The 14,801-nt window shown below is 49.6% G+C and carries 11 protein-coding genes; 7 read left to right on the top strand and 4 right to left on the bottom strand.

All coding sequences use genetic code 11. The features are described from left to right. Positions 1–97 precede the first annotated feature (97 nt). The 3 genes from btuC (at position 98) to C9J03_RS10960 (ending at position 3,783) form a co-directional block, all read left to right on the top strand. On the top strand, positions 98–1,090 hold the full coding sequence (gene btuC, locus C9J03_RS10970) for a vitamin B12 ABC transporter permease BtuC (protein ID WP_044623131.1): 993 nt from the start codon (positions 98–100) through the stop codon (positions 1,088–1,090). Positions 1,091–1,128: 38 nt separating this feature from the next. Further along, positions 1,129–1,890, top strand: a complete 762-nt coding sequence (gene btuD / locus C9J03_RS10965; protein WP_082060690.1) for a vitamin B12 ABC transporter ATP-binding protein BtuD — start codon at positions 1,129–1,131, stop codon at positions 1,888–1,890. Positions 1,891–1,971: 81 nt separating this feature from the next. Continuing rightward, complete coding sequence (locus C9J03_RS10960; protein WP_044623132.1) at positions 1,972–3,783, top strand: M3 family oligoendopeptidase; 1,812 nt, start codon at positions 1,972–1,974, stop codon at positions 3,781–3,783. A 132-nt stretch (positions 3,784–3,915) separates the two neighbouring features. Here C9J03_RS10960 and C9J03_RS10955 read toward each other — a convergent pair whose 3' ends face one another. Beyond that, complete coding sequence (locus C9J03_RS10955; protein ID WP_039462327.1) at positions 3,916–4,542, bottom strand: outer membrane beta-barrel protein; 627 nt, start codon at positions 4,540–4,542, stop codon at positions 3,916–3,918. Between the two features lie 399 nt (positions 4,543–4,941). On the opposite strand from C9J03_RS10955, the gene C9J03_RS10950 reads away from it, so the two are divergent. From C9J03_RS10950 to C9J03_RS10935, 4 genes are all read left to right on the top strand, one after another. Next, the gene (locus C9J03_RS10950) at positions 4,942–6,465 is read left to right on the top strand and encodes a DUF1800 domain-containing protein (RefSeq protein WP_082060596.1); all 1,524 of its coding nucleotides are present in this window, start codon (positions 4,942–4,944) and stop codon (positions 6,463–6,465) included. 3 nt (positions 6,466–6,468) lie between these two features. Then, positions 6,469–7,779: a DUF1501 domain-containing protein gene (locus C9J03_RS10945; protein WP_044623134.1), complete on the top strand. Its 1,311-nt coding sequence runs from the start codon at positions 6,469–6,471 to the stop codon at positions 7,777–7,779. 295 nt (positions 7,780–8,074) lie between these two features. Continuing rightward, entirely contained in the window at positions 8,075–9,619 is a 1,545-nt protein-coding gene (locus C9J03_RS10940; protein WP_044623135.1) for a DUF1800 domain-containing protein, read from the top strand. 3 nt (positions 9,620–9,622) lie between these two features. Beyond that, positions 9,623–10,936 carry a DUF1501 domain-containing protein gene (locus tag C9J03_RS10935; RefSeq protein WP_044623136.1) on the top strand — a complete coding sequence of 438 codons (1,314 nt, stop codon included), beginning with the start codon at positions 9,623–9,625 and terminating at the stop codon, positions 10,934–10,936. Between the two features lie 92 nt (positions 10,937–11,028). Here C9J03_RS10935 and C9J03_RS10930 read toward each other — a convergent pair whose 3' ends face one another. The 3 genes from C9J03_RS10930 to C9J03_RS10920 form a co-directional block, all read right to left on the bottom strand. Continuing rightward, on the bottom strand, positions 11,029–12,435 hold the full coding sequence (locus C9J03_RS10930; RefSeq protein ID WP_044623137.1) for a YfcC family protein: 1,407 nt from the start codon (positions 12,433–12,435) through the stop codon (positions 11,029–11,031). A 52-nt stretch (positions 12,436–12,487) separates the two neighbouring features. Next, the gene (locus tag C9J03_RS10925) at positions 12,488–13,597 is read right to left on the bottom strand and encodes an NAD/NADP octopine/nopaline dehydrogenase family protein (protein ID WP_044623138.1); all 1,110 of its coding nucleotides are present in this window, start codon (positions 13,595–13,597) and stop codon (positions 12,488–12,490) included. Positions 13,598–13,801: 204 nt separating this feature from the next. Beyond that, complete coding sequence (locus C9J03_RS10920) at positions 13,802–14,725, bottom strand: LysR family transcriptional regulator (RefSeq protein ID WP_044623139.1); 924 nt, start codon at positions 14,723–14,725, stop codon at positions 13,802–13,804. Between the last annotated feature and the right edge of the window lie 76 nt (positions 14,726–14,801).

Below are 14,801 nucleotides of genomic sequence, written 5' to 3'. Positions count from 1 at the left end.
TTGTTTTTGTCATATTTATCATGAAGCTAAAAAGCTGGCTTTCTATTTTATGGCTGAAAGAGTAAGGTTAGTCGTTCCTCTTTACCGTGATAATAAGATGCAACTACAAACGTTAATACGCCGTCGACAGCTTAGATGGCGTACAGGATTTATTACCTCAGCCTTGTTGCTGGTGTTCGTCTGTTTTCTCTCTCTTGCTGTAGGTGAAATCTTCATATGGCCGTGGTCTGCTCAACCGGGTCTTGAGCAACAATTGTTGCTGCAGCTAAGGATGCCCCGGTTGCTGGCCGCTGTCGCGGTTGGTGCTTCGCTGGCAGCATCAGGTGCCGTTTTGCAAGTCTTGCTGGGGAACCCATTGGCAGAGCCGGGTGTGTTGGGGATATCCGGGGGGGCTAGCCTGGCCCTGGTTATTTTGCTCTTTGCGCTCCCCTTTGTGCCAACCCCTATTGTAATGATGGCCGCGGCGATGGCTGGTGCATTCTTGTTTACCCTTATTCTTGTTGGATTATCTCGACGAAAGCGGGTTTCTACCGCTCGTTTGTTACTGATCGGGGTTGCTTTGGGGATCTTGTCCGGTGCCGTAGTGACTTGGGCGTTTTATTTCAGTGATGACTTGAATCTTCGCATGCTGATGTATTGGTTGATGGGAAGTGTGGCCGGGGTTAGCTGGCAGCAGCTGACATTGCTGTTGTTTGTCTTGCCGGTATTGCTCTGGCTATGCCTCCAGGGGCGCAAGCTGGATTTACTGATGCTAGGCGAACACCAGGCCCAGCAACTAGGGTTGGATGTAGCGGCCAGCCGCTGGCGGTTAATACTCGTGGTATCGCTGTTGGTGGGAGCCTCGGTAGCCTTAGCCGGTGTGATTGGGTTTATCGGTCTTGTGGTACCGCATCTACTGCGTTTGGCGCTGGGTACCGAAAATCGCTACTTGCTCCCTCTATCGGCACTTTGCGGTGCCTTATTGCTAGCTTTGGCCGACACGCTAGCAAGAATCATGCTGCCTGCGGCCGAATTACCGGTTGGTGTGGTGATCACCAGCTTGGGTGCACCGGTATTTATTTGGATGCTGTTGCGTTCACAAATCGATTAAGGAGGTTGTGAATGGAGACGTTACGAGAATCACAACCTGTGATCCTTTCAGCGCAAAACTTGGCAATGCCCCCCCGACTATTACCGGTTTCATTTTCGGTTCGGCGCGGCGAAATTGTTCACCTCATTGGTCCCAATGGCAGCGGGAAGAGTACGGCGATATCTATGTTGTCTGGACTGGTCGAAGCCCAGGGCGAGATAAAGTTGTCTGGTGACGATATTGCGAACTTAGATCTACCTCGGCTCGCTCAGATGCGTTGTTACCTTGCGCAACAGGACAAGCCGGCGTTTGCTGTCGGGGTATACCATTATTTGTCACTAGCTCTGTCGCCGCTAGGTGAGCTGGACGCAGACCGAGTTCAAGCCGCGTTAGACGAGATTTGCGGAGCGTTGAAAATTGCCGATAAGCTCAACCGAAATATACAGCAGTTGTCCGGGGGAGAGTGGCAGCGCGTGAGGTTAGCGGCGGCCTGTCTTCAGGTATGGCCGAGATTGAATCCTGAGGCCCAATTACTATTATTGGATGAACCGGCCTCGGCATTGGATATCGGCCAGGAAGCCATTATGTATCAACTCATCCGTCGTTTGGCGAGTCAGGGGGTCGCGGTAGTGATGGCCAATCATGATCTGAACCGCACACTGAGAGAGGCAGACAAGGTGATTCTACTGAATAATGGTTCTTGTGTGGCGAAAGGCCGGCCGTACGAGGTCATGACCGTCGACACTTTGGAAACTGTCTTTTCCACTCAAGTTCAGCGTATTGAGCACGAAGGCAAATCTTGCTTATTATTTACAGATTAAAGTGAAGGCCGACACCCGAATTATTGGTTCCGACCCTAGCCGCTCGGTGCTTTCGGGTAAGTAATAGACCAAGGAGAACGAATGAATATTCCGAGCTGGGATTTAACGATTGCCTACCAAGGTTTAAATGATCCAAAAATAGAGCAAGATCTGGCAGCGGTTGAAGCGTTGTTCCCTGAGCTGGCAAAATTAGACGCAACCTCCTTGGCGGGGGTGGCTGCCGCACTTACCAAGCAGCAGACCGAACGTGTCAAAGTGATGACGCTCGGGACGTATGTCAACTGCATCTTATCGGTCGATGCTGCCGATGAACAAGCGAAAAAATTGCTCGGTAAGGTGAATGTGCTGCAGTCCCAGCTTGATCAGGCCATGACCCCGTTTATGCAAGCCACTGTTAACCTTAGCCTTGAAGACTTCGACGCATTGCTTGAAATGGGGGAGGGGGAAGAAGGGCTATCTTCATGGCGTTTTCTGCTTGAGCGCGAGCGCTTGCTTAAACCCCAGCAGTTAACAGTGGCGGAAGAGCAACTGCTCACCGCACTGGATGTCGATGGCAAGCTGGCCTGGGGGCGGTTGTACGATAATATCACCGGTAGTATGAAGGTCACCTTGCAACTGCCTGACGGGCAACAGGAGAGAATGGGGTTGTCTCAGGCAGCCAGTCTACTCTATGGGGGGGATAGCATGCGCAGAGAACCTGCCTGGCGCGCCATCTCTGAAGCGATGACTACCCATCAGGAAAGCTTTGCTGCCATCTTGAATGCGCTGTCCGGTGCGCGTCTGACGGAATACCAAAAGCGCAGTCATACCCAGCCGGTGCATTATCTTGATCTTAGCCTGCATACCAGCCGAATCGAAAAAGCGACCCTCGATGCCATGATGGCGGTCGCCAGAGGCAACCGTCATATTGGCCAAAAAGCGGGGCTACTGATGGCGCGACTGTTTGGTACCGATAAGCTTAAACCCTGGGATGAAATGGCGTCTATGCCCGCTTTGTCTGGTGGAGACGCCAGTACGTACAGTTTCGCGCAAGGCATTGCTATCATCCGCGAAGCTTTTGCCGGTGTCGATCCTGAAATGGCTGAGTTTGTCGATATGATGGTAGAAAAGCAGTTGATCGATGCAGCCCCGCAGCCGAATAAACGCTTGGGTGCCTACTGCACAAAGTTTGCCGATAGCAGGCTGCCACTGGTATTCATGACTTGGGGCGGCAGTATGTCGGATGTATTGACATTAGCCCATGAACTTGGCCATGCTTTCCATAACTGGGTCATGCAAGATATGCCATTGGTTCAAACCCGTTACCCGATGACGTTGGCGGAAACCGCGTCTATTTTTGCCGAAAATGTAGTGCGTGATGCATTGATGGAAAAAGCCAGCAATGAGCAAGAAAAGTTATTGATGCTGTGGGAGGAAGCGCAGTCAGCCCTGGCACTGATAGTCAATATCCCGGTGCGCTATGAGTTTGAAAAAGCGTTTTACGAACAGCGCCAAGGCGGGGAGTTTACCCCTGAACAGCTTAAGACACTGATGTCGGAAACCTGGCAGGAGTGGTACGGCGAGGCCATGGACGAAACGAACGAGATGTTCTGGGCCAGCAAGCTTCACTTTAGCATCGCGGAAATCAGTTTCTATAACTACCCGTACTTGTTTGGCTATCTATTCAGCAAGGGGGTGTACGCCCAGCGTGAGGCGAAAGGCGACAGCTTTTATGCGGACTATAAAGCCTTGCTTCGTGATACGGGTTCGATGACAGCAGAAGAGGTGGTTGCAAAACACCTGGGTATGGATATACGCCAGTCGGAGTTCTGGCAGCAGAGCGTCGATATGGTCGCCAAGCAAATTGAGGAGTTTGAGTTGGTGCTCGGCAAGTTTAATGGCTTCCGTCACTGATTAGAACCATATATTTTGCGCGGAACCAAGCTAAAAAAACGGCCTGTAGGTAGTGATACCACAGGCCGTTGCTTTAACCTAGCGAAAGCGAATGTAAATATTTTAATTCAGCAAGAGTGTCTAGCTAGACACTTAGAAGCTGTAGCGCGCACCCAGCTGGAAGTTGGTTTCAGCGAATGCATCGTAGTCATTGCGAGACAGGTTCGCTTCAAGGCTAACATGCTCGGTCATTTGCACGTTGTTGCCTAGGCGAAGCTCGTACATAGTGTCGTCGTAAGCGGCAAAGCGAACAGCAGGCTCAACCGTCCAGCGCTCCATAACCTGGTAGCGGGCACCGAGTTCACCGGTAAAGCCTGAATTTTCTAAACCGGCTTTAATGCTCTGCCCCATAAAACTAGCGTCGATCTCGTAACGAGATTTTGCAAAACCAGCAAGCCCGTATACCGTAAAGTCATCACTAACAGGCATGAAGTAGCCAAGGCCCAGTAGGCCATTTGACAAAGTCATGTCGTCTGCCCCTACTGCATCACCACGCATTTCGACGAAGAAGTTATCGGTGAAGTTCCAGCTACCGCGCAGGTAAAGGCCAGCGCCGCCGTCTGTCGTTGAAAAAGGACCAGAGATTAGATCTTCACTGAATTTACTGATTTGCAGACCACCAGAAATGTAGTCGAAGTTCTGGGTCATCGGTTGTTGAGCGTTGGCAGCGAAAGAGGCACCGACAAGTGCAGCCAAAGGAAGTAGCATTAACTTTTTCATGATTTTCCTAATTATGTTATCGAGGCTTAGAGCCTGTTATCTGGTGAGCTAGGCTTTACCTGCTCACTCATTGTTGCGGTGAATGCTACCTCTCAATAAAACATCGTTCAATAGCAAAATTGTGATCCATACATTTTGATACATTGGCTGACACTGTCGTTACTGACGGGCCTTACCTATCGAGGAGGTAACTATAGCGGGAGGAAATTGCAGCTTAGTGCCGATGGAATGGGGCGAGTGAATAGGTTTGGGATCAAAGCATTATATCGTAACCGTTCATGAATTTTTGGTACTTTACTTCCAGAAAATAATGACTCTCCTCGTCAATTAATGCCTCTCAATCATTATTGAGAGGCATTGATAAATATATAAATAAAAAATAAGGAGAGGGAGAGCATCGTGGCAAGCTCAATCTATCAACCGGAACAGGCGGCAAAATTCCTGTACCGGGCAACATTTGGTCCCAAATCGGGGGACGTTGATGACTTTTTGCAAATGGGCGTTGAGGCGTGGCTCGATGATCAGTTCACTCGAAACTGGCGTCTGCACCGGCCTTTGGCCGAGCGTTATGCCAATGCGAGCGGTGATACGCTAAACGAAAATGCCCGATTGAGTGCGTGGTGGAATCGTAGCTTGAACGCGGGTGATCAGCTAAGGCAGCGTGTGGCGTATGCATTAAGCCAAATTTTTGTGGTATCAAACAGCGGTGGCCCTAATGCGGAAGGGTTGGCTGAATACTATGATGTATTGCTAAAACATGCCTTTGGAAATTTCCGTGACTTGCTTGAAGCCGTCACGCTAAGCCCAGCAATGGGGAAATATCTGACGTTGGAAGGCAGCCGCAAAGCTAACCTGGACAATAATACTTTTCCAGATGAAAACTATGCCCGTGAAGTGATGCAGCTCTTTAGTTTGGGGTTGTGGCAGCTGCAAAATAACGGCATGCCAAAGCTCGATAGCCAGGGAAACAAAGAACCGACGTATACCCAGCAGGATGTCGAGGAACTGGCAAGGGTGCTGACAGGTTGGCGCCGCGATACTTATCTCAAACCTATGTATGCCGATGACAGGCGCCATGACTTTGGTGAGAAGCGGGTGCTGGGCCAGATTTTCCCTGAGGGGCAGTCACCCGAGCAAGACTTATCACAAGCGATGGATCTGCTGTTCAATCATCGCAATACCCCGATGTTCATTTCTATTTTGTTAATTAAACGATTGACCGTCAGTAACCCTCGTCGTTCCTATATTCAGCGCGTAGCCGATGTATTTAAGGATAATGGCCAAGGCATTCGGGGTGACATGGTTGCCGTGATCAAAGCCATTTTGCTGGATCAAGATGTGATTGATGGCAAAGCGATGGCCGATCATCAGGCCCACGGCAGCAATGGGCGTAACTTCGGCAAAGTGAAAGAGCCCATTATCGCAATGGCCAACCTATGTCGTGCTTTTAATGTGAAAAGCAATGATCCCGATCGCTGGTGGGATTTCGCTGCCACCCAGAACAATTATGGTCAGGCACCATTGCGTGCTCCGAGTGTCTTCAATTTCTATGAGCCTGACTATGCGCCGAAGGGGGAAATTACAGACAAGCAGCTGACTGCACCTGAGTTTGCCATTTTGTCGATGGATAGTATGCGCCGGATTTCCAACCGGATGTGGACCATGATTTTGGCTCACGACAGTACTGACGTAAAACATTGGTCTTGGAACCGTAGACAGTTCGAAAATAGGGTAAACAAGCCTGATGAGTATATTGAGCTGCTAAATGAACGCTTTTTTGCTGGTTTGATGTCAACAGAGCTGGCAGGTTTTATTCGCCAGATGCTTGATGAGCTAACTGCAGATAACCGCAATGACGATCGTAAAATCAACGATACGTTGTTTGCCATCCAATGTTCACCTGAATTTCGCTGCCAGGAGTAAATCATGAAATTATCACGACGTCATTTCTTGAAAGGAACGGCAGCGCTTGGTGCCACTTCTGTTGCTCCTGCTTTAACGGGGCTCAACATGGCCCATGCCAATCAAGATGATTACAAAGCACTGGTTTGTATCTTCCTGTTTGGCGGAAACGATGCCTATAACATGGTGATCCCAACCGATGACGATGCTTATCAGAAGTACGAGCAGGCGAGGCGCAACTTGGCGATAGCGCAAAGTGATCTGGTGCCGTTGAATATCGCGAGCGATAACGGTGTGAAGCTGGGTCTGCACCCGTCGATGGCAAGCTTGAAGTCGGCTTTCGCTGAGGATAGCGCGACAGTGATCGTTAACTCTGGCCAGTTGGTTGAGCCGATTATTGGCGCGAACACCCCAAATAGCCGGGTGCCTGATTTTTTGATGGCCCATAACCTGCAACAGACGATGTGGCAGTCGGGTGCCGAAAACATGAATGACAAGTTGGGTTGGGCGGGACGAATGGTTCAGGATATGAACCTGTCGGGCAGTCTGTCTCCCTTAATGTCATTGAACGGTGAGCAGAAGTGGTTGCGCAATAACCATGTTGAACCTCTGGTGATGACAAGCGAAGGGGCCGGCGACTATACCGGCTTGAACAATAGTGATCGTCTCGGTGCCATGAGGCGCCATTTCGATGAAAAGTACGCCAACCTGTTTGCCGATAATTATTCGACGGCAATGGCAAGTCGTTATTATGAAAATGATGCATTGGAAGAGGTTTTGACATCAGTCGGCGATTTGGATGGGTTCCCGCAAACTGGTTTGGGTGACATGTTGCATACGACTGCCAAGTTAATCAAGGTGCGAAACGCGGCCTCGTTGCAGCATAATCGTCAGATTTTCTTTGTGGGTTTGGGAGGCTTTGATACCCACAAAGATCAGGCTGGTACTCATGCGGCACTGCTTGGTCAGGTGTCGGATGCGCTGGCGGCTTTTTATCAGGAGATGAAAGCGCAGGGACTTTCCGACAAGGTTACAGCCTTTACCATGTCGGACTTTGGTCGCCGTATTATGGCCAATGATTCAGGTACTGACCATGGGTGGGCTGGGCACCAGATAGTCGTGGGCGGCGCAGTTAAAGGTGGTAGAGCCTATGGTAACTGGCCGGATCTAACCCCAGGCAGCGAATATGATTATAACAATGGTCGCCTCATTCCAGAAATCGCCGCTGATCAGGTCAATGCGACCCTTGCCAACTGGTTTGATTATCAGGGAGATTTAGAAACGTTATTTCCGTCGTTGAAGATGTTCCCCCAAAATACCTTAGATTTTATTTAAGTTGTTGAGTCTGTAGTAATGATACAAAGAGCTAGCACCTTGCTGGCTCTTTTTATATGCCTTTATATTTATAACAGCAAAATTTAATATTTTTTATCATGGCAATATCAAGGAAGTGTTAATTTCTTAAACGGCAAATTGTAAAAAAATCTTATCTGTTATTTTCTTCCCATTTTGTTTATCCGTAAAAAAAATTGACGAAAAATAAACATTATTTGTAATCACAGCAAATATTATTCTTCCGTTTGTTGCTTTATGAATAAAGAAAGCAGAATTAACCTTGAAAGGAAGAGCAGTGGTAACAACAATAAACGATCCGGAACAGGCAGCAAAATTCCTGTACCGAGCGACATTTGGGCCAAAGCACGGCGATGTCGAAAAGCTTCTTGATTTTGACGGTGGTATTGAAGGGTGGTTTGAGGATCAGTTTGCCCGTCAAAATATGCACTTGAATCTTGCTCGAAAAGTGGCAGAAGAGACGGGGGAGCCACTTAACGAAAGTGCACGAATGAGTGCCTGGTGGCAACGCACGCTTGCGGGAGGAGATCAACTCCGTCAGCGAGTTGCATTTGCTTTAAGTCAGATATTTGTGGTGTCGAATAATGGTGGTCCTGGAGGCGAAGGTCTGGCTTCATATTATGATGTCTTGGTAAGGCAAGCATTTGGACGCTTCGATGAAATATTAAAGGCCGTCACTTTACATCCTGCGATGGGACAATTCTTAACTCTGGCTGGAAGCCGGGTTAAAAACGAGCAAAACAATACTTTTCCTGACGAAAATTACGCTCGTGAAGTCATGCAGTTGTTTTCTATTGGTTTATGGGAGCTGAAAATCAATGGACAACCAGAGCTAGCTGGCGGGAAACGCAAGCCAGCGTATACCCAAGAAGATGTTGAAGCGTTAGCTTGTGTATTAACAGGGTGGCGAAAAGATAAAGATAGCGATGGCAAGGACAGTAATACCAAGCCGATGGTAAATCAACGCGACTGGCATGACTTCGGACCTAAGACGGTGTTGGGAGTTGATTTCCCGGCCGGTCAGAGCGCTGAGGAAGATCTGAATATGGCGATTGATCTTTTGTATCACCATCCTAACACACCAGTGTTTATATCCCGGCTGTTAATTCAGCGGCTAACCATCAGTAACCCCCGCCGTAATTATATTGAGCGGGTGGCAAAAGTTTTTATTGATGACGGCCAAGGTGTACGGGGTAATATGAAAGCCGTGATTAAAGCCATTCTGCTAGATGAGGATTTAATCGCAGGCCTGGCAATGGCTGACTATCAGGATTATGGGTCCAGCACCCGCAATTTCGGCAAGGTCAAAGAGCCAGTCATTGCGATGACCAATTTGTGTCGTGCTTTGAATGTAAAAAGCAATGATCCTCGCCGTTGGTGGGATTTTCCTGGACTACAAAGTAACTTCGGTCAGGCGCCGCTGCAGGCTCCGAGTGTTTTTAATTTTTACGAGCCGGATTACGCCCCCAAAGGCGAGGTTGCCAATAAAGAGCTCACAGCTCCTGAGTTCAATATCCATAGCATGGATTCAATGCGTCGGATCTCAAATAAAATGTGGGATTTAATATTATCCCATCGCTATACCAACGAAAGGCATTGGACTTGGGATCGCTCTCCACTGGAAAACCGGGTTGATAAGCCCGACGAGTATATGGCGTGGATTAACGAGCGGATCTTCTTTGGCTTGATGTCAGATGAACTTCATCATTATCTCAAAGATCTATTGATTGATATGACTGATAAAAACATTGGTGACGATAGAAGAACATTCGCTACTCTGTTTGCTATTCAATGTTCCCCTGATTTTCGTTGCCAGGAGTAAGCCATGAAAATGTCACGTCGCCACTTTTTAAAAAGCTCTACTGCACTTGGCGCATTATCAGCAGTACCGGGATTATCACTGAGCAAGCAAGCCGTTGCTGGGGATGATGGTTTTAAAGCTCTCGTATGTATTTTCTTGTTCGGTGGCAATGATGCTTACAACATGGTGGTACCGGTTGACCAGCATTACCTAACCTATGAAAAAGCAAGGCCGACACTGGCGATTGCCAAGCATGAACTGGTTGATATTGGTATCCAGTCAGAGCCGGGAGACACCAGCCCGGCGGTGAGTCTGGGTTTGCATCCTGCAATGTCGCGGCTGGAGTCGGTATTCAGAGATAACAATGCCACAGTCATTGTCAATTCGGGCCAGTTGGTAGGGCCAATTATCGGAGAAACAGATCCGCATCCTGTTCCTGATTTCCTGATGGCGCATAACCTGCAACAAACCATGTGGCAGTCAGGCGCACTTAACATGGAAGATAAACTCGGCTGGGCGGGGCGCATGGTCGACAGTATTTATATGTCCAATGATTTATCACCGATGATGTCTTTGAACGGCGAGCAGAAATGGCTGCGCAATGATATCTATGAGCAAATGGTGATGACCGGGAGTGGGGCTGGCACCTATAACGGATTGAACCAGGAAGAGCGCATTGAGGCGATGAATTTTCATTTCGGTCGCCAGTTCAATAATCTGTTCAAAGATAATTACGTGGATGTGATGTCCAGTCGATTCTATCAAAATCAAAGGCTTGCCGAATTGCTTGGCACCGATGGGGATGACGATACTGAGCGTTCATCATTGGGCGAGCAATTGCATACAACCGCAAAGCTGATCCAAAAGCATGCCGAGATGGGGCATCACAGACAGGTGTATTTTGTTGGTCTCGGGGGCTTTGACACGCACCATAACCAAAAGAATGTTCATCATGCATTGTTGGAGCAACTATCTAATGCGATGGCAGGCTTCTATCAAGAGTTGAAAGATATCAACATGCTGGACAACGTCACTGCCTTTACCATGTCTGACTTTGGTCGTCGTTTGATGGCCAATGATACCGGTACGGATCATGGCTGGGCAGGCCATCAGCTGGTAATGGGCGGAGCGGTTAATGGTGGTAAGGCATACGGTCAATGGCCTGATTTAACACCGGGTAGTGAGTACGACTACAACAATGGTCGCCTTATTCCGGAAATTGCGGCAGATCAAGTCAATGCCACGCTGGCTAAGTGGTTTGGCTATGAAGAGACCCATTTAGAAACTCTGTTCCCCACGCTCAAAGCGTTCGAGGATAATACGCTGGATTTCCTATAGTTAGCGTAGGGATAATATCGTCCTGCTTGAATTTAAAACAGCCAGGTTAGCCTGGCTGTTTTTTATAGGATTTAGGCTGTTTTTATCCAGCCTTAGCCAACGATGACGCCGATACTGAGCAGCGCCATGATCATTAGCGTCAGGATACCAATTAGCGGTCCGATAAAGCGTAACCAAGAAGAATAGGCGACTCGGCCGATGGCAAGCCCACCCATCACGACACCGGAGGTCGGTGTGACAAGATTAGGGAGACCGGAGGCGGACTGGAAGGCCGTTACGACAAGTTCTCGACCCACACCGGCGAAGTCAGCAAGCGGCGCGAGCACAGGCATGGACAGCACGGCCAAGCCGGATGACGAAGGCACCACCAGACAAAGGATGGCTTCAACCCAGTAAATGGCATTGATAAAGGCAATCTCATTTAGCCCACCAAGCAGGCCTTCGGCATAATGAAGAATTGTGTGGGTGATGTTGCCATTGTCCATGACAACGACCAATCCCCGTGCGATGGCAATGATCAATGCGACACCGAGCAGATCTCTGGCACCGTTGACAAAACTGTCGGTGATCTCAACTTCTGATAAACGGCCGACAAAGCCAACCAGGATACTTGAGCCAATAAACAGGGCTGATAGTTCAGCCATCCACCACCCAGCAACGGAAACGCCCCACATCATGACGATAAACGTCAGGGCAAAAATGGCTAGAACGGCCTTACGGGTATTGGTAAGTTCAGGGGTTTCCTGCTGCTTGCCGTGCAGGAAGTGGTTGAGGTTTTCGTCACGCTGGTGGGCGACAATTGAGCAAGAAGGGTCTTGTTTGACACGCTCGGCATAGCGCATGACATAAAACACACACAGTAGCCAGCCTAGGATAAGGATCACCGCGCGAAGGGCAAAGCCTTCCATGAAGGTGATCTCCGCTGCGTTTGAAGCAATGACGGTGGCAAAAGGGTTGATGGTCGAGCCCAGGCAGCCGATACCGGCCCCAACCATGATAATGGCGACACCGACAATGCTGTCATACCCGGCAGCAATCATCACCGGGATCAGCAAGGCATAGAAGGGGATGGTTTCCTCAGCCATGCCATATACGGTACCGCCGAGGGCGAACAGGCCCATCAGGATAGGGATCATCCATTTTTCTCGGCCGGCCAGACGTTTCATGGTGCCGGCGATACCGGCATCAATGGCACCGGTTTCGGTCACGACAGCCAGGAAGCCTCCGATAACCAAGACAAACAGGGCGACATCAACAGCCCGTGCAACATAGTCCGATGGGTTGTAAAAGCCCTGGATAGGAGCCATCAGGATATCAATGATGCCCTGGGGATTCGCTTCGACGGTTTGGTACGAACCCACAACCGGGACAAGCTTGCCCAGTGTCTCATTGATTTCCATTTGGTATTGGCCTGCCGGGATCATCCAGGTCAGCAGTGCCATCAACACCGTTAGCAGCATTAAGATGGTGTAGGCAGAAGGGAATTTCAATTTGCTCATTGTTCAGTCCTTTATGGGGCCTGTGGCCCCATATTTGTCAATTGCGCTTGAGTTACGCTACAAAGTCCATGATTTCTTGGGCAGAAAGGTTATCCAGCCCCATTTTTTTCAATGTGCGGCCAGTGGTGAAGTAGTTGGTATCGTTATAGGCGTTGTCAATGTGTAGGCAGGCGGTGATCATCGGGGTCTCCACCCCGGTCAGTTGGCCAAGCTCATAGCAAGGCACCAACAGGTAGGCGGCATCCTCAGTGATATAGCGATTGCTTGCCGAGTTCGGTGCGCTGTTGAGCTTGCCGTGGGTTTCTGAAGTGCGGTTGACTTCATACACGGTTTTGCAATCCATGTCGTAGAGCGCGTTCATGGCATCCAGTTCGGGCTTGAGTGTCAGGCCCAGTAAGCGACCGATGGTAAGGCGCTCGTTTTCCATTGCTGCCGCAGCCTTGGCGGTGGACACCGAACAGCAGTCTTTGTAGTAATTGAACTGGCCGTCGAAGTTTTCCAACAACCCCATGTTCAGCGTGGTGAGCAGTGGATGGCCCCCGAAGTTGATATTTTCAAGGCCGGCTTCAATCACATTGCCCAAGGCGGTGAGCGGAAGCGGCATGACCGGCTGCAGGGCGTCAATAGCTATTTGCGAGCGCTTGGCTGGGAAAGCCGCCACGGGCAGGAACTCTTTCATGCCGAGGATTGCCAGCTGCGCTGGCCCCACAATACGTGTGGCCCACGGAATGGAAATGGCATCGACAAAGGTAATATCAAGCTGGCCGTAACCTCTTTCGTGTTTGATTCGATTGAGCACCAAGGAGCCGTAATTACCCGGCATCAGCATGATGATCTGGCCATCGCGCAGGTGCGGCAACATCTCGATAAACAGAGGCTCCTGGGCAAAAGATGGCACCGGAAGTACAACAAGGTCAGCATAATCGAGCGTCTCTTTGAGATCACGGCTGATCTTGTCGATGGCTTGAAAACCAGCGAAAGTGAGTTCCACGTCGTTGAAGTGGCTGAGGGCTTCAATTCCACCACGTTGTTCAATATCTTGAAGAGGCTGATCAAACCCCTTGCTGCCATATAGGCAGACATCTGCACCATGCTTGGTAAAGTGATAGGCTGCTGTTAATCCGGCGTTTCCCGAGCCAATGATAGAGACACGATTTGTCATGATTATTCCTTTTCAGTGTGTGTCGTTGTTTTGGCTACAGTAAGGAACCTCCCAGTTATCTCGCCAATGCTAAAGGAACAAACAGCCATGCAAAAAAGTAATGCTAGTGAGTGATGGCGTTATTATCTTTCTGATTTTTAATGGGTTATTTTCCCATCTCATTGGCCGCCCATACGCGGTTCAAGTGTGATGTCGTCCCGAAGGTTACTCATCAAGATCTCTCATCGGGCCAATTTTCAACTGCACATCAAGGGCGTCGGCCAGCAGCATAAATTGTTCGATAAAGTGCTCGGCATGACGGTGGATCGGCTTAAGGGCTGGGTAGAGGATGTCAAATTCGAACGGCAGGCTAAAGACCAGTGGTCGCATGACCACGTTCGGGTGTTCGCTGTCGATAACGGCGGTAAACGGGTCGGTGATCGCAATGCCAACCCCTTCCTTGACCAGCGCGGCGGCAGTACTGGCCAGGGAGACTTCGATATGCTCGATAGTCGAGAGGCTGTAACGGCGTAATAATGCATCTATACGCCGTTGGGTGGCATCTTTTTCATGGCGTATTAGCACTTGATCGGCAATATCATAGATATCGATGACCTTGCGTTTTGCCAGCGGTGAGCTGGCTGGAACCAAGCATACGCACTCGCATTCGACCCGCTGTGCTTTGGCCCCGGCCACAATGTCGTCGACAAAGGCAAAGCCGATATCGGCGGTTTGGCTTTGTATCCGGCGGATCACATCTTCCGAGCGGTACGTTTTGAAGCCCAGCTTGAGTTTAGGCGTCTGGGATAGGAAGGTCGCAACGACCCGGGGTAAAAACGCATTGGAGAGCAGTGGCATTGCCGCGATATTGAGGCTGCCAAAGTGATTGGAGCGGATGGAGTTGGCGGCTTGATCCAATCCAGCGACGGCATCGAAGACTTTGGCGACCTCGAGGTAAAAAGCCTGCCCCTCGTCGCTGAGCTCCAATCGGTTGCCTTTGCGGATGAATAATTTAAAGCCCAAGCGTTGCTCTAATGAGGACAATAATCTGCTGACGGCAGGCTGGCTGAGATGAAGGCGATCTGCTGCGGCAGTCACGGTTTGGCATTCAATAATGGCTTTGAACGCATTCAGTTGGGTTAATTTCATGGTCGTGCAGGGTTGTTCGAGTTTGCGCTAAGCTAGCAAAATCATGACTTGGTTTCTTTGAACTCACCGTGAAATT

The organism is Photobacterium gaetbulicola, assembly GCF_003025515.1.
In the GTDB taxonomy this organism is placed as follows: domain Bacteria; phylum Pseudomonadota; class Gammaproteobacteria; order Enterobacterales; family Vibrionaceae; genus Photobacterium; species Photobacterium gaetbulicola.
The sequence above is the reverse complement of the archived record's forward strand: the minus strand, read 5'-3'. Positions and strand labels throughout refer to the sequence as shown.